Consider the following 14,640-nt stretch of genomic DNA (forward strand, 5'->3'; position numbering starts at 1 on the left):
CAGCGGGGCTGGTGAGGCGGCAAGATGGACCGCATGAGCGCATTGAAGGACAAGCTGAAGGCCGATCTCACGGCCTCCATGAAGAGCAGGGACGAGATCCGCACCCGCACGATTCGGATGGCCCTCGCGGCCGTGAACGTCGAGGAGGTCTCGGGTAAGACGGCGCGCGAGCTCACCGACGACGAGATCGTCAAGGTGCTGGCCAAGGAGGCCAAGAAGCGCCGCGAGGCGGCCGAGGCGTTCAGCGGTGCCGGCCGGGTGGAGCAGGCGCAGGCGGAGGTCGACGAGCAGGCCGTGCTGGAGGCGTACCTGCCCGCCCAGCTCTCCGACGAGGAGCTCGCCGTCCTCGTGGACGAGGCCGTCGCCGAGAGCGGCGCCTCCGGGCCGCAGGCCATGGGCCAGGTCATGAAGGTCGTGAACCCGAAGGTCGCCGGGCGCGCCGAGGGTGGTCGCGTCGCACAGGCCGTACGGGCGCGCCTCGCATCCTCCTGACCCGAGGCCGTGCGGCACGCGGGTAAGGCCAGAGCCCTCCGCGCCGGACCTTTGAAAGGGTCAGGCGAGGAGGGCTCCGATGTCCCGAGGGACGGGCCTAGGGGGTGACCGGAGGGATCGTGAAGCCGCCGTTGACCTCCCGGTCGCCGCCGCCCGAGGGCGGACCGTCACCGCCGCGACCGCGACCGTCACCGCGACCGCCACGGTCACCACGGTCACCGCCGTCACCCCGGTCGGACTTCGGCGGCGGCTTGGGCGCGCACCGGTTGCCGGTGCAGCCGCCGAAGCGCTCCATGTTCACCGGGGTGAACGAGGTCGCCTCGACGCCCCTGAGCGCGTTGAGCATCGAGTTCTTCCAGATCGGGCCGGCGATCGAGGCGCCGTACACGTGGCTGTAGTAGCGCCCGCCGATGGTCACGCCGATCAGGTCGTGCCCGAAGGCGCCGCGCGGGTCGCCGACGCTCACCGCGGAGGCGAGGTCGGGGGTGAACCCGGCGAACCAGGCGGCGGTGTAGGCGTCGGTGGTGCCGGTCTTGCCGGCCGCGTCGCGGCCGATGCCGCCGACCTGGCTCATCGTGCCCTTGGTGAAGACCCCGGACATGATGTGGGTGGCCGCGTCGGCGACCTCCTCGTCCAGCACCTGCTTGCACTTGGGCTTGTACGACGTCTTCTTGCCCTCGCGGTCGGTGCTCTCGGTGATCACCATCGGCCTGCAGTAGGTGCCGCGGGCGGCGATCGTCGCGTAGGCGGCGGAGACGGTCACCGGGTCCATCTCGTTGATGCCGAGGGTGAAGGTCTCGAACTCCTTCAGCGGGTTGCCGTCGGCGCGCTGGATGCCCAGGCTCTTGGCCATCTTCACCGTGTCGCAGAGGCCGACCTCCTGCTCCAGGCGCATGAAGAAGGTGTTCACCGAACCCAGGGTGCCGGTGGTCAGGGTGTTGAACCCGCCGGGGCCCTCACTGGAGTTGGTGACGGTGTGCCCGGGCTCGCCGACCGCGTTGCCCTTGCAGTCGCGGAACGCGCTGTGGCTGGGGGCCTGGTAGCCGGTGCCGGTGTTGAAACCGTCGTTCAGCTTCATGCCCTTGTCGAGGGCGGTCAGCAGGGTGAAGGGCTTGAACGTGGAGCCGGCCTGGAAGCCCGCTCCGCCACCGTGCAGCCGGTCGCCGACGAGGTTGTAGCTGATCTCGTTCTTCTTCTTGTTCCCGCCGAACTTCCGGCTGGCGGCCATCGCCTTGATGGCGCCGGTGCCGGGGACGACCATCGCCTGCGAGGCGACCGGCTTGTCGCCGGCGTGGACGAGCTGCCGGATCGCCTTCTCCGAGGCCTGCTGTGCCTTCGGGTCGAGCGTCGTCTTGATCGTCAGGCCACCCCGCTGGAGCAGCCTCTCCCGCTGCTTGCGGGTCTTGCCGAAGTCCTCGTTGGAGGCGATCTCCTGCTGCACGTAGAGGCAGAAGTAGGGGTAGTCGCTCACCTCGCAGCCACCGGGGGCCGAGATGTTCTTGAAACCGAGCTTCTTCTTCTTGGCCTCTTCGGCTTCCTGTGTTGTGATCTTGCCGAGCTCGGCCATCCGGCTCAGCACGATGTTGCGCCGCTCCAGCAGCCGTTCGCGGGAGGCCTTTCCGACGCTCGGGTCGGTGACGCTCGGGTTCTGCACGGCTCCGGCCAGGGTGGCCGCCTCCCACAGGGTCAGCTTGGAGGCCGGCTTGTTGAAGAAGCGCCTGGACGCGGCCTGGATGCCGTAGGCGCCCGCACCGTAGTAGGAGATGTTCAGGTAGCGCTCAAGGATCTCCGACTTGGTGTACTTCTCCTCGACGGCCAGCGCGTAGCGCAGCTCGTTGAGCTTGCGGGAGAGGGTCGGCGCGGTCGCGGCCTCCTGCCCCTCCTTGGTCTCCGCGGCATTGACCAGCACGAGCTTGACGTACTGCTGCGTGATGGAGGAGCCACCCTGGACGACGCCGCCGCCTGAGACGTTCCGCACCGCCGCGCGGAAGGTGCCCTCCAGGTCGATCGCCCCGTGTTCGTAGAACCTGGTGTCCTCGATCGCCACGATCGCCGTCTTCATGACGTCGGCGACCTGGTCGAGCCTCACCGACTCGCGGTTCTCGAAGTAGAACTGGGCGAACTGCTTGCCGTCCGCGTCGAGCAGGGTGGTCTTCTCCGCGAGGGGAGGTTCCTTGAGCTCCTCGGGGAGCAGACGCAGCTCGTTCGTCGCCGCGTTCACGGTCATCCCCGCGCCACCCACCGCCGGAAGCGCCACCGCGGCGACGAGCACACCTGTGACAGCCGCCGCGCCGAGCAGCTTCAGCACATTGCCGACCGCCGACCCCTGATCTTTGCCTTGAGCTTGCACGAGACCCAGGGTACGTCGGACGGATAGCCCAAACGGTAACGGAACCCTGTTTTGCCATGACTTCGTGCTGTATCGCAGGTGGGTGACTAGTCATTCCCGGCCAGATGGCCGTGGATGACCATGTAAGAAATTGGTCCCGCCGGGGTCTGTCGGCCCGAACGTCTGGTTGCGTACGGTCTCTTTCTGCAGCAATTGAATACCGAGGCCCGACGCCCGCGCCCGTCGGCCCAAGTCACGACTGACCACCTAAGGGGAGTGGGGTCGAATGTGGATCACGGATTGGACCTCCCGTGCGGCCTGTAAGGGTGCGGATCCTGACGCTTTGTTCGTTCAGGGTGCTGCCCAGAACCGAGCAAAGCTGATCTGCCGAGGATGCCCGGTCCGGACCGAGTGCCTCGCCGATGCGCTGGACAACCGCATCGAGTTCGGGGTGTGGGGCGGGATGACCGAGCGCGAACGCCGAGCGCTGTTGCGTCGGCGACCGGATGTCGACTCCTGGCGGGACCTGCTGGAGTTGGCCAAAGAAGAATATGAGCGGACGAATGAGCTGATCGCCGGCTGAGTTCGCGCCGATCCCGTACGGCTGGCGCCGGGCGCCAGCCGTACACGCATGTCATGGGCCGGCGAACGCGCGCTCCAAGGCTCGTTGGGCCGCCGTGACGGCTACTGGGCGGCCAGCAGGTCGCCCACCTCGCGCAGCCCTTCCAGGTCGTGCACGTCCTGCGACATGGCGGGGACCCGCGCGACGGGCACCGTGGGATGGGCGGAGATGAAGTGCTCCTGCTCGCGTTGCTCGCGAGCGGCCAGCTGCATCCGGTCCGCGTGCAGCCGCAGTACGGCGGAGGTGAGCTCGTGCTCGCCGCGCGCCTCCAGGTCTTCGGCGGCGGCGGTGCTCCGCGCCCCGGACAGCACGGCCGCGGGCGAGCGGTGCACCCGGTTGACCACCAGGCCCGCCAGGGGCATGCGCTCCTCGGCCAGCCTCTCCACGAAGTAGGACGCCTCGCGTATCGCGTCGCGCTCGGGCGAGGCCACCACGAGGAACGCGGTTCCGGGGGCCTGCAGGAGCCGGTAGGTCTGGTCGGCCCGCGCCCTGAAACCGCCGAAGACGGCGTCCAGTGCGGACACGAACGTCTGCAGGTCCTTGAGCACCTGCGCGCCCAGCAGCTTGGTCAGCGCTCCGGCGACGATGCCGAAGCCCGCGTTGAGCAGCTTGAACGCGCTCCGCCCGCCGGCCTTGGCGGGGGCCATGAGCAGCCGGATGAGCCGGCCGTCAAGGAAGCGGCCGAGCCGCTCGGGAGCGTCCAGGAAGTCGAGCGCGGAGCGGGACGGAGGGGTGTCGACGATGATCAGATCCCAGTCGTCCGACCGCCGGAGCTGGCCCAGCTTCTCCATGGCCATGTATTCCTGCGTGCCGGCGAAGCTGGAGGAGAGGGACTGGTAGAAGGGGTTCGTCAGGATCTGGCGAGCTCGCTCGGGGTCGGCGTGCGCCTCGATGATCTCGTCGAAGGTCCGCTTCATGTCGAGCATCATGGCGTGCAGCCGGCCTTCGCCCTCGACGCCCACGACGAGCCTGGGGGTGTTGTCGAGTTCGGTGAGCCCCATCGACTGCGCCAGCCGCCGCGCGGGGTCGACCGTGAGCACCACGGCGGAACGGCCGCGCTCGGCCGCGCGCAGTCCCAGGGCCGCGGCGGTGGTGGTCTTCCCGACGCCGCCGGAACCGCAGCAGACGATGATCCGCGTGTGCGGGTCGTCGATGATCGCGTCAAGGTCGAGGACCGGAGGGGTCTTCACGCTGCTCCCTGGGTGCGGATCGATTCCGCCAGCTCGTACAGCCCGGACAGATCCACCCCGTCGGCCAGCAGCGGCAGCTCGTAGCGGGGGCGTGCGGCCTCCTCCAGCGCCAGCCTCTCGTCCCGCTCCAGCTCGGTGCGGCGGGCGTGCTCGGCGATCTCCTCGGTCAGGGCATCGGCCACCGTGACCGCGGCGGAGCCGCCGTCGGTGAGCCCCGCGGCCTTGAGGCCGAGCACCAGCTCCGCCGGGTCGAACCGGTTCTCGGCGGCGGCCTCCAGGACGGAGTCGGGCAGCAGCGACTCGCGGACCATGTTGATGAAGATCCCCCCGGGCGGGAGCCCGGCGGTGCGAAGCTCGCTCAGGCCGTCCAGGGTCTCCTGGACCGGCATCTCCTCCAGGAGCGTGACGAAGTGCACGGCGGTCTCCGGAGAGGAGACGACGCCGTTCACCAGGTCGGCATGGTTCTTGATCGGGCCGACCCTGGCCAGCCCCGCGACCTCGTTGGTGACGTTGAGGAAGCGCACGATCCTGCCGGTCGGCGGCGCGTCCAGCACGACCGCGTCGTAGACCCTCCTGCCGTCCTTGCCCTTGCGCCGGACGGCCTCGCTGGTCTTGCCGGTGACCAGGACGTCGCGGAAGCCGGGGGCGATGGTGGTGGCGAAGTCGACGATGCCGATCTTGGTGAGTGCCCTGCCGGCCCTGCGCATGCCGTAGAACATCTCAAGGTATTCGAGCATCGCCTCTTCGGGGTCGATGGCCAGCGCGTAGACGTCCCCGCCGTCGGGTGCGACGGCGATCTTGCGCTCCTCGTAGGGCAGCGGCGGCAGGTCGAAGACCTGGGAGATCCCCTGGCGGCCCTCGACCTCGACCAGCAGGACCTTGTCGCCGCCCGCCGCGAGGGCGAGCGCGAGTGCGGCGGCCACCGTCGTCTTGCCGGTGCCACCCTTGCCGGTGACGACGTGAAGGCGTACGCCGTCCCAATCGGTGTCGCGAGCTCTCACCTTTCGAAGGCTACCCAACGGTTACTTGACAACTCTCCGGCACCTTCCCCGATAGCCCTTAAACGGCATCGTCGCCCGGCGGGCCTGAGCCGGGAGCGGGCGCCTGCCCCGAGGGGGGCCGGGGCGTCTCTTTCGCCGATCACGCTGGTCAGCAAGGCGGTGTGGGCCGGACGGCCCGAAGCCGAACCCGTCCGAAGCCGGAGGCGCGGCCCGGGGAGCCGTGCGCGGCCCTCCCGCTAATCGATCGGATGCGGAAAGTAAATATGTAGATTCTCACAGCGGACCGCCCCGATCATCGGCCCGCCTCCGGCGGTACCGGGTGGCGGGCATGAGCCATGCCGGGCGCTCGCGGACCCGTAGTGGGCCGCTCACCGGGAGCCGTCTCGCTAATGTGTCCCGCATGACGAAATGGGAGTACTCGACAGTGCCGCTGCTGGTACATGCGACGAAGCAGATTCTCGACAACTGGGGCCAGGACGGCTGGGAGCTCGTCCAGGTCGTGCCGGGGCCCAACCCCGAGCAGCTGGTCGCCTACCTGAAGCGGCCCAAGCAGTGACGGCCGAGGAGAGGCTGGCGGAGCTGGGCCTGACCCTGCCGGAGGTGGTGCCGCCGCTGGCGGCGTACGTCCCGGCGGTGCGTTCCGGTGACCACGTCTACACCTCGGGGCAGCTTCCGGTGGTGGACGGCAAGCTGAGGGCCAGCGGGAAGGTCGGCGCCGAGGTGGGCGTCGAGGACGCCTACGAGCTCGCGAGGATCTGCGCGCTCAACGCCCTCGCCGCGGTCGCGTCGGCGGCCGGAGGACTGTCGAACATCGTGCGGATCGTCAAGGTGGTCGGGTTCGTGGCCAGCGCCCCCGGCTTCACCGGCCAGCCGCAGGTCGTCAACGGCGCCAGCGAGCTGCTCACCGCGGTGCTCGGCGACGCGGGCAGGCATGCCAGGAGCGCGGTCGGTGTCGCCGTTCTCCCGCTGGACGCGCCGGTCGAGGTCGAGGTGATCGCCGAGGTCCGCTGAGGCCGGGTGGACACCCCGGCGTCAGCGAGGCCCTGACGGCCGCGAGGGCACACCGACGGGTCGAGGGCGGCGAGAGCTCGCCGGGGGCCCTGGAGGTGCCGTGGGGCCCGCCGGGGCCGGCCTCCCGGCGCCCCACCCGCCGGGGCGGCGCGCCGGGAGGGACCCCGCGATTGTCCGGGGCGGTGCCGTGCCACATGATGGACCCGGAAACCGAGTGATGTTCTGGCGGAGGGTCTCAAATGGGCGGTATCCCGCTTCCCGGCGAGTTCGGTGAGCGTGCACGCGACATTTTGGCCGGGCGGATCGCGCCGGTCCCCGCGCGAGATGCCGCCACCGTGGTCATCCTCCGCGAGGACGCCGGTCAGGTGGAGGTCTACCTGCTGAGGCGCAAGGCGAGCATGGCCTTCGCCGCCGGGGCCTACGTCTTCCCCGGCGGGTCGGTCGACCCGCGCGACACCGACCAGGAGATCACCTGGGCCGGTCCTTCGCCCGCGGCCTGGGGCGAGATCTTCCGCGCGGACGAGCAGACCGCGCGGGGCCTGGTGTGCGCCGCCGTGCGGGAGACGTTCGAGGAGTCGGGGGTACTGCTGGCCGGGCCGTCCGCGGAGTCCGTGGTGGCCGACACCACCGGTGACGACTGGGAGGCCGACCGGCTCGCCCTGATCGACAGGACCCTCTCCCTCGCCGACTTCCTCGGCAGGCGCGGCCTGGTCCTCCGCTCCGACCTGCTCCGCCCCTGGGCCCACTGGATCACTCCCGAGGTGGAGAACAAGCGCTTCGACACCCGCTTCTTCGTCGCGGCGCTCCCGCCGGGCCAGCTCACCCGCGACGTCGGCGGCGAGGCCGACCAGGTGGTCTGGCTCCGGCCCGCCGACGCGCTCGGCCGGGGGAGGGCGGGCCGGATCTTCCTGATGCCCCCGACCCATCGCACGCTCACCGAGCTGTGCGCCTACGACAAGGTCTCCGAGGCGCTCGCGGCCGCGCGTGAGATCGTGACCTTCCTGCCCAAGATCGCCGAAGTGGACGGTGAGATGCGCATCGTGCTCGACGACGACTACGAGCTCGGCGGTTCGCGGTGAGCGGGCTGCGGATCCCCCTGGAGGGGCCCGACGGCGCGGGTACGGAGCACGCGCTCAACCTGCTCGCCCCCAACCCCTCCGAGATGACCCTGGACGGTACCAACACGTGGGTGATCGGCCTCGGTGAGGAGGTGCTGGTCGTCGACCCCGGTCCCGATGACGAGGAGCACCTGGCGCGGGTCGCCGGGCATCTGGAGGGCCGCCGGGTCGCCACGATCCTGCTGACCCACGGGCACCGTGACCACAGCGGCGGTGCCGCGAGGTTCGCCGGGCTGGTCGGCGCGCCCGTCAGGGCGCTGGATCCCGCGCACCGGCTGGGTGAGGAGGGGCTGGGCGACGGCGACGTGCTCACCGTCGGGGACCTGGAGCTGCACGTGGTGGGCACGCCGGGCCACTCGTTCGACTCGCTCTGCTTCTGGCTGCCGCGGGACAGGGCGATCCTCACCGGCGACACCGTGCTCGGCCGTGGCACCACCGTGATCGCCTCGGACGGTGACCTGGCCGACTACCTGCGCTCCCTCGACCTGCTCAGAGCGAGGGCCGAGCAGGTCGGGGCGGAGGCGCTGCTGCCCGGTCACGGTCCGGTGCTCCCCGACCCGATCGGCGCGCTCGACGGCTACGTCGCGCACCGGCGGCGGCGGTTGGACCAGATCAGGGAGGCCAGGGAACGGGGGGCGACGACACCCCGCGAGATCGTCGAGATCGTCTACGCGGAGCTGGACAGCTCCCTCTGGTTCGCCGCCGAGATGTCGGTTCACGCGCAGCTCGCCTATCTGGACGGCCAGGTCCGTCGTCGGCGGACCTGGCCGGCGTCGTGAGCTGGAGGGGGAAGCCGCGGCGAGGTCCCGCCCGTCAGCGCGAGCGGTTGTGCAGCCGCTCCAGGTCCATGATGACCACGGCCTTGGCCTCGATGCGCAGCCAGCCGCGCTGGGCGAAGTCGGCCAGCGCCTTGTTCACGGTCTCGCGGGAGGCGCCGACCAACTGGGCCAGTTCCTCCTGGGTGAGGTCGTGGTGGACCCGCACGCCGTCGTCGACCCGCTGGCCGAAGCGGTCGGCCAGGTCCAGCAGGGCCTTGGCCACCCGTCCTGGAACGTCTGTGAAGACCAGGTCGGCCAGCACGTCGTTGGTACGGCGGAGGCGTTGGGCCAGGGCGCGCAGCAGGTGAAGGGCGACCTCGGGACGACCGGTCAGCCAGGGGCGCAGGTCGTCGTGTCCGAGCCCGGCCAGCAGGACGTCGGTCAGCGCTGTGGCGGACGCCGTACGGGGACGGGGGTCGAACAGGGAGAGCTCGCCGAACATCTCACTCGGGCCGAGCACGCTGAGCAGGTTCTCCCGGCCGTCGGGCGCGGTGCGGGAGAGTTTGATCTTGCCTTCGAGCACCACGTAGAGGCGATCCCCGGTCTCGTTCTCGCTGAAGAGGGTCTGCCCTTTGGCGAGGCGTACCTCGGAGATGCTCGTACGCAGCGCGGCGGCGCTCTCACGGTCGAGCGCGGCGAACAGAGGGGCCTTGCCCAGCACGTCGTCGGAGTTCACAGTGCCTCCCGTTTCACGGCTCACGCAGTCATTGTGACCCATCCCACCGAGCGACTCTGCGGGGGGCCTTGAGCGTAGGCTGTCGGAGTGCTCCGCGATGTCAGCCCCGGTGGTGAATCCCAGCTCGCTCTGGTCCGTCGAGCTCGGCGAATGGACCGAATCCTGGCGGAGGCCTATCCCGACGCTCATTGCGAACTCGACTTTCGCGATCCTCTCGAGCTGTTGGTCGCGACGATCCTGTCCGCACAGTGCACGGACAAAAGGGTCAATACGGTCACTCCTGCACTTTTTATGAAATATCCCACAGCAGAAGACTACGCCGGTGCGGACCGGGCCGAGCTGGAGGGGATCATCCGGCCCACCGGGTTCTTCCGGGCCAAGGCCAACAGCATCATCGGCATGGCCCAGGCCCTGTGCGAGCGCTTCGGTGGCGAGGTCCCCGGGAGGCTCAAGGACCTGGTGACCCTGCCGGGGGTCGGCCGCAAGACCGCCAACGTGGTGCTCGGCAACGCCTTCGGGGTGCCCGGCATCACCGTGGACACCCACTTCCAGCGGCTCACCCACCGCTTCCACTGGACCTCGGAGACCGACCCGGTGAAGATCGAGCGGGTCGTCGCCGAGCTCATCCCGAAGCGCGACTGGACGATGATGTCCCACCGCCTGATCTGGCACGGTCGCCGCGTCTGCCACGCCCGCACGCCGGCCTGCGGCGTCTGCCCGCTCGCCGCGCTCTGCCCCTCGTACGGCATCGGCCCCACGGATCCCGTCCAGGCCGCCAAGCTGGTGCGCCCCGGCCCCTTCTCGTGATCTTTTCCGCACCGCTGTGCTGGGCCCTGTCCTGTGGATCTTTTGCCCACCACGGTCAGGCGGCGCCTCGCCGCGTTGTCGTCGGTCACCGCAGCACGCTGCGGCTCCCTCCTCCGCCTTGCGAGACACCACCTGACCGATCCTCGCCACGGCAAGATCCACAGGACAGGGCCTAAGACCGCCTTCGGGTCCCGGTGGATCCGCTGACATCCCGCCGGTACCGGGAAGCGCGGGGCGGGACGCCGTGTTGCAGAGGACCGGAGGTGTGCCCGTGGAAGAGGTTCCCGGATGGTTGGAAACGCTGGCGGAGCGGGTCGCAGGAACGCCGGTGCCCTCGATGTTGCGCCCCCCGGCATCCGGCGGGCGGTCGGCCGCGGTGCTGCTGCTCTTTGGCGAGGGGCCGCTCGGTCCGGACGTGCTGCTCATCCAGCGGAGCTCGAACGGGCGCACCCACGCCGGTCAGCCCGCGTTCCCGGGCGGCGGGGTGGACCCGGAGGACGACGGCCCGATCGCCGCGGCGCTGCGCGAGGCCGTTGAGGAGACCGGTCTCGATCCGACGGGCGTCCGGGTGATCGGGACCATGCCCGAGCTGTACGTGAGCCGCAGCGACAACCGGGTGATCCCGGTGCTGGCCTGGTGGCACACGCCCTGCGTGGTCCACGCGGCCTCGCCGGACGAGGTGGAGTCGGTGGAGCGGATCCCGATCCGCGAGCTCGTCGATCCGGCCAACCGGATCAGGCTGCGCCATCCGAGCGGTTACTCGGGGCCGGCGTTCCGGGTGCGCGGGCTGCTGGTGTGGGGGTTCACCGCGGGAGTGCTCGACACCGTGCTCGGCCGTTCGGGTTTCGAGCTTCCCTGGGACCGTTCACGGATCGAGGACATCCCGCCCGACGTCCTCAACCTCGCGTCCCGTTGACAGGGCCAGACCGAGGCGAGCCCAGTCGGCCACGTCCCCGTCGGGATCGAGGGTCAGCCGTCTCAGCGCGGCCAGGCCCGTCGGGTCGGGTGGGCTGCCCATGATGTTCGGCAGCGCGTAGGCGGCCCCGTACCTGATCCGGGGGTCGGCGTGTTCGGAGAGGGCGATCACCGACGGCAGCGCGCGGCGGTCCCTGAGGTGGCCGAAGGCGATCAACACCGAGTAGAGCACCAGGCAGTCGTCCTCACCGACGGACAGGGCGCGGAGCACCGGCAGCGTCCGGTCGACGAAGCCGAGTCGTCCCAGGATGTCGACCCCGAGCATCCGCTCGGCCGCGGTCTTTCCCGAGCAGAGTCTCCGTGCCGCGGTGAAGGTCTCCAGATCGCCCCGTTCCTGCAACCGGGTGATCGCGCGCCAGCGGGCCGCGCCCTCCTGATCTCGCTCCCGTAGCGCGGTCTCGATGAGAGACGCCACGGTCGCCGCTCCTTCGATCATCGCCATCCGGACACGATAACCGCAGAGACCTCGCAGAAGGTGTGCACGCGCGGGGCAGGGGCTGGATACCGTAAGGGAGTGAGCGGTGATCTCCTCGACCTCATCCTGATCGCCCTGATGGTGGCCTTCGCGGTGTCGGGATACCGCCAGGGGTTCATCATCGGGGCTCTGAGCTTTGTCGGTTTTGTCGGTGGTGGCCTGCTGGGCATGTTCATCGCCCCGCCCATCGCCGGAGCGGTGGTCGACGGTGAGACCGAGCGGGCGCTGCTGGCGATCGTCATCGTCTTCCTCGCCGCCACGATCGGTCAGTTCGCGTCGTCGACGATCGGCGCGGTGGTCCGCAGCCATGTCACCTGGGAGCCCGCCAAGGTCGTCGACGCGGTCGGCGGCACCTTCGCGAGCGCCTTCTCGGTGCTGATCATCGCGTGGCTGATCGGCTCGCTGATCACCTCCTCGCAGTTCACGCTGCTCGGTGAGCAGGTCAGTAAGTCCCTGTTGATCAAAACGGTCGACCAGACGATGCCGAAGCTGGCCAGGGACCTGCAGAAGCCCTTCAGGGACTTCATCGACACCTCCGGTTTTCCCAGGGTGTTCGACGGCATAGCGGGCGGCCAGTTCGTCGAGGTCGCGCCACCCGACCGGAGCGTGCCGAAGAGCGCGGCGCTCTCGCGGGCCCGTCGGGGCATCGTCAAGGTCCAGGGCGTGGCCGCCAGCTGCCGCAAGCACATCGAGGGCACCGGGTTCGTCTACGCCCAGGACAAGATCATGACGAACGCGCACGTGGTCGCCGGGGTCGACCAGGACCTTCAGGTCATCGACCATCTCAACAACGTCCACTCGGCCCAGGTCGTGCTCTACAACCCCGACAGGGACATCGCGATCCTGCACGTCTCCGACCTGGACCTGCCGATCCTGCGCTTCGACGGCACGGCCAAGAAGGACGACGACGCCATCGTCGCGGGCTTCCCGCACGGTCAGGGTTACACCATGAACCCGGCCCGGATCAGGGACCGGCAGAAGGCTCAGGGACCCAACATCTACGAGCACAAGACCGTCAACCGGGATGTCTACTGGATCCGCGGCCTGGTCCGGCAGGGCAACTCCGGCGGGCCGCTGCTCACCACCGACGGCAGGGTCTACGGCGTCGTCTTCGCGGCGGCCACCGACAGGGCGGAGACCGGCTTCGTGCTGACCGCCGCCGAAGTGGCGCCGGACGCCGAAGACGGCTCCAAGCTGTCCAACCGGGTGAACACCCAGGAGTGCACCCGGAACTGATCAGGCCACGGACGTCCCACCTGGATTCGCTCCCCCGGGGGGAACCAGGCGCTGGATCAGGTCCCTGATCACCGCGATGGCCGTTTCGGCGTCCAGGTCGTCCAGCTTTCCGACCGCCACGGCCATCTCCTCGTACGGCGTGCCGTACCGGCTGATCCGGTCGGCGCCCCGGGCGAACAGCGTCGCGGCTCCGCCGCGGTTGCCCCGCTGCAGGTGAGTGAGGCCCACGCAGATCTGCGCCAGCCCCTGCCACAGCTCGCGCTCCTGGGCGGGGGAGTTCTTCCAGCGGCCTTCCAGCACCTCGTGGGCGTGGAACGGACGTCCCTCGCCGAGCAGCCTGTGCGCCTCGGAGACGGCCTCCTCCGCGCTTGGCGCGTAGTCGTCCGGGATGCGTTCCACGCCCTCCGCGCCGTACCGGAGCGGCCTCCCGAACGCGTCGCGAGGACGCCGGTTGCGCGGTCTCCCGTCGGCGTCCCGGTCCCGCCCGTTCACCGGTCGGGCTCCGGATCGGACAACCAGGCGATGAGTTCGGCGTCGAACTCCTCCGGGCACTCCTCGTGCGGGAAGTGCCCGGCGCCCTCGATCAGCCGCCACCGGTAGGGGGCGGCCACGTAGCGGCCCGAGCCCTGGGCGGTGCGGGGCAGGACGTTCCGGTCGAACGCGCCGTGCACCTGCAGAGTCGGTACGTTGATCTGGGCGCGCATGGCCTTCGCGTAGCGCCACCCGTCCGGGCGGAGCTGGGAGCGGCCGAACCAGCGGTGGTACTCCAGCGCGCAGTGCGAGACGTTGGGGATGCGGAACGCGTCGCGGTAGGTCTTCGCCACCTCCTCCCGCGGCCAGCCGGGAGCCGACCACTTCTCCAGCAACCGCCCCACCATGGCGCCGGAGTCGGCGGTCAGGCGTCGCTCGGGAAGCAGCGGCAGCTGGAATCCCAGCGCGTAGCGAGCCGCCCTGAACTGGCCGAACGGCTCGGTGAACAGCGCGGTGCGGAGACGACGGGGATGCGGCGCGGAGACGGTGACCAGCCGCAGGACCGCCTTCGGGTTCTTCACGGCCATGGTCCAGGCGAGCAGGCCGCCCCAGTCGTGGCCGACGACGATCGCGGAGCTCTCGCCCAGCGCCCTGACCAGCCCGGCCGCGTCGGCGGCCAGGGTGTACAGGTCATAGCCACGTGGTGGCTTGTCACTGGCGCCGTAGCCACGCAGATCGACGGCGACGGCGCGGTAGCCCGCTGCCGGAAGCGAGACAAGTTGGTTGCGCCAGCTCCACCAGAACTGCGGGAATCCGTGGAGCAGCAGTACAAGGGGGCCCGTACCGGCCTCCACGACGTGGAAGCGGGTGCCTCCGGCATGGACCGAGTGGTGGGTCCACGGACCCTCCAGCCTGACCATGGACTCGTCGGGTCTGCTCACTGGCTCGGTCTCACCGGGTCGCGATGGCCGCCCACCTGACCGGCCGTGACCGGAGCGGCGGGAACGGCGTCGGCCTCGGCTCCGCTCTTGATGGTCTTGAGCGAGTGCAGGGTCCGCCGCATTCCGGTCAGGCCCTTGAGCCGCCGGATGCCGACGAAGATCAGCAGCCCGGCCACGACCAGATAGAACACGGTGACGATCAGGAAGGCGAGCCAGATCCACAGGCCCGCGGCGACCAGGCCGTAGGCGATCGCGAACGAGGCGAGGATCAGGCACAGGTGGGCCATGAACGCCGCGGCGCCGAAGAGACCCGCCGCCACGCCGACCCGCTTGGCGTCGAACCTGAGCTCTGCCTTGGCCAACTCGATCTCGGCGCGGACCAGTGTGGATATGTGGTCACTGGCCGCGGCGACCAGTGCGCCCAGCGACTCCTCCTGTGGTTCCGCGGGCGGAATATGTGTCATGGACGGTCTCCTAT

The 14,640-nt window shown here is 69.9% G+C and carries 17 protein-coding genes; 9 read left to right on the top strand and 8 right to left on the bottom strand.

The features are described from left to right. Positions 1–33: 33 nt before the first annotated feature. Positions 34–492, top strand: coding sequence for a GatB/YqeY domain-containing protein (locus ACQP0P_RS04145; protein ID WP_433371085.1), 459 nt, complete (start codon positions 34–36; stop codon positions 490–492). 97 nt (positions 493–589) lie between these two features. On the opposite strand, the gene ACQP0P_RS04150 is transcribed toward ACQP0P_RS04145, so the two are convergent. Next, the gene (locus tag ACQP0P_RS04150) at positions 590–2,842 is read right to left on the bottom strand and encodes a transglycosylase domain-containing protein (RefSeq protein WP_433371088.1); all 2,253 of its coding nucleotides are present in this window, start codon (positions 2,840–2,842) and stop codon (positions 590–592) included. A gap of 265 nt (positions 2,843–3,107) precedes the next feature. Between ACQP0P_RS04150 and ACQP0P_RS04155 the strand changes: the two genes are divergently transcribed. After that, the gene (locus ACQP0P_RS04155) at positions 3,108–3,404 is read left to right on the top strand and encodes a WhiB family transcriptional regulator (RefSeq protein WP_012887233.1); all 297 of its coding nucleotides are present in this window, start codon (positions 3,108–3,110) and stop codon (positions 3,402–3,404) included. Positions 3,405–3,505: 101 nt separating this feature from the next. Here the strand turns inward: ACQP0P_RS04155 and ACQP0P_RS04160 are convergent, their stop codons facing one another. Further along, the gene (locus ACQP0P_RS04160) at positions 3,506–4,633 is read right to left on the bottom strand and encodes an ArsA family ATPase (RefSeq protein ID WP_030924170.1); all 1,128 of its coding nucleotides are present in this window, start codon (positions 4,631–4,633) and stop codon (positions 3,506–3,508) included. Next, positions 4,630–5,634: an ArsA-related P-loop ATPase gene (locus tag ACQP0P_RS04165; RefSeq protein ID WP_433371092.1), complete on the bottom strand. Its 1,005-nt coding sequence runs from the start codon at positions 5,632–5,634 to the stop codon at positions 4,630–4,632. The genes ACQP0P_RS04160 and ACQP0P_RS04165 overlap by 4 nt, the downstream gene beginning before the upstream one ends. A gap of 400 nt (positions 5,635–6,034) precedes the next feature. On the opposite strand from ACQP0P_RS04165, the gene ACQP0P_RS04170 reads away from it, so the two are divergent. From ACQP0P_RS04170 to ACQP0P_RS04185, 4 genes are all read left to right on the top strand, one after another. Further along, positions 6,035–6,190, top strand: a complete 156-nt coding sequence (locus tag ACQP0P_RS04170) for a DUF4177 domain-containing protein (protein ID WP_012887236.1) — start codon at positions 6,035–6,037, stop codon at positions 6,188–6,190. After that, on the top strand, positions 6,187–6,645 hold the full coding sequence (locus tag ACQP0P_RS04175; protein ID WP_433371094.1) for a RidA family protein: 459 nt from the start codon (positions 6,187–6,189) through the stop codon (positions 6,643–6,645). The genes ACQP0P_RS04170 and ACQP0P_RS04175 overlap by 4 nt, the downstream gene beginning before the upstream one ends. Before the next feature lie 239 nt (positions 6,646–6,884). Then, positions 6,885–7,724 (top strand): NUDIX hydrolase, encoded by an 840-nt coding sequence (locus tag ACQP0P_RS04180; RefSeq protein WP_433371097.1) that lies wholly within the window; start codon positions 6,885–6,887, stop codon positions 7,722–7,724. Continuing rightward, positions 7,721–8,542, top strand: coding sequence for an MBL fold metallo-hydrolase (locus ACQP0P_RS04185; RefSeq protein WP_433371100.1), 822 nt, complete (start codon positions 7,721–7,723; stop codon positions 8,540–8,542). The genes ACQP0P_RS04180 and ACQP0P_RS04185 overlap by 4 nt, the downstream gene beginning before the upstream one ends. Before the next feature lie 34 nt (positions 8,543–8,576). On the opposite strand, the gene ACQP0P_RS04190 is transcribed toward ACQP0P_RS04185, so the two are convergent. Beyond that, positions 8,577–9,257: a Crp/Fnr family transcriptional regulator gene (locus tag ACQP0P_RS04190; protein ID WP_326646545.1), complete on the bottom strand. Its 681-nt coding sequence runs from the start codon at positions 9,255–9,257 to the stop codon at positions 8,577–8,579. 87 nt (positions 9,258–9,344) lie between these two features. On the opposite strand from ACQP0P_RS04190, the gene nth reads away from it, so the two are divergent. Then, positions 9,345–10,064, top strand: a complete 720-nt coding sequence (nth, locus tag ACQP0P_RS04195) for an endonuclease III (protein ID WP_433371103.1) — start codon at positions 9,345–9,347, stop codon at positions 10,062–10,064. 271 nt (positions 10,065–10,335) lie between these two features. After that, the gene (locus ACQP0P_RS04200; protein WP_433371105.1) at positions 10,336–10,980 is read left to right on the top strand and encodes an NUDIX hydrolase; all 645 of its coding nucleotides are present in this window, start codon (positions 10,336–10,338) and stop codon (positions 10,978–10,980) included. Here ACQP0P_RS04200 and ACQP0P_RS04205 read toward each other — a convergent pair. Next, positions 10,930–11,481 carry a HEAT repeat domain-containing protein gene (locus tag ACQP0P_RS04205; RefSeq protein ID WP_350958926.1) on the bottom strand — a complete coding sequence of 184 codons (552 nt, stop codon included), beginning with the start codon at positions 11,479–11,481 and terminating at the stop codon, positions 10,930–10,932. The two genes, ACQP0P_RS04200 and ACQP0P_RS04205, sit on opposite strands and share 51 nt — an antisense overlap. A gap of 72 nt (positions 11,482–11,553) precedes the next feature. Here ACQP0P_RS04205 and ACQP0P_RS04210 point away from each other — a divergent pair, with 72 nt between their 5' ends. After that, entirely contained in the window at positions 11,554–12,750 is a 1,197-nt protein-coding gene (locus ACQP0P_RS04210) for a MarP family serine protease (protein WP_433371109.1), read from the top strand. Here the strand turns inward: ACQP0P_RS04210 and ACQP0P_RS04215 are convergent, their stop codons facing one another. From ACQP0P_RS04215 to ACQP0P_RS04225, 3 genes are read right to left on the bottom strand one after another with little or no spacing between them, the layout of a single operon-like run. Then, positions 12,751–13,242, bottom strand: coding sequence for a DUF309 domain-containing protein (locus ACQP0P_RS04215; RefSeq protein ID WP_433371112.1), 492 nt, complete (start codon positions 13,240–13,242; stop codon positions 12,751–12,753). Continuing rightward, the gene (locus tag ACQP0P_RS04220) at positions 13,239–14,162 is read right to left on the bottom strand and encodes an alpha/beta fold hydrolase (protein WP_433371115.1); all 924 of its coding nucleotides are present in this window, start codon (positions 14,160–14,162) and stop codon (positions 13,239–13,241) included. Before ACQP0P_RS04220 ends, ACQP0P_RS04215 begins: the two co-directional genes overlap by 4 nt. Continuing rightward, positions 14,159–14,626 carry a phage holin family protein gene (locus ACQP0P_RS04225; protein WP_433371118.1) on the bottom strand — a complete coding sequence of 156 codons (468 nt, stop codon included), beginning with the start codon at positions 14,624–14,626 and terminating at the stop codon, positions 14,159–14,161. The genes ACQP0P_RS04220 and ACQP0P_RS04225 overlap by 4 nt, the downstream gene beginning before the upstream one ends. Positions 14,627–14,640 lie beyond the last annotated feature (14 nt).

Origin of the sequence: Streptosporangium sp. CA-115845, assembly GCF_050943795.1 — a bacterium.
GTDB lineage: Bacteria > Actinomycetota > Actinomycetes > Streptosporangiales > Streptosporangiaceae > Streptosporangium.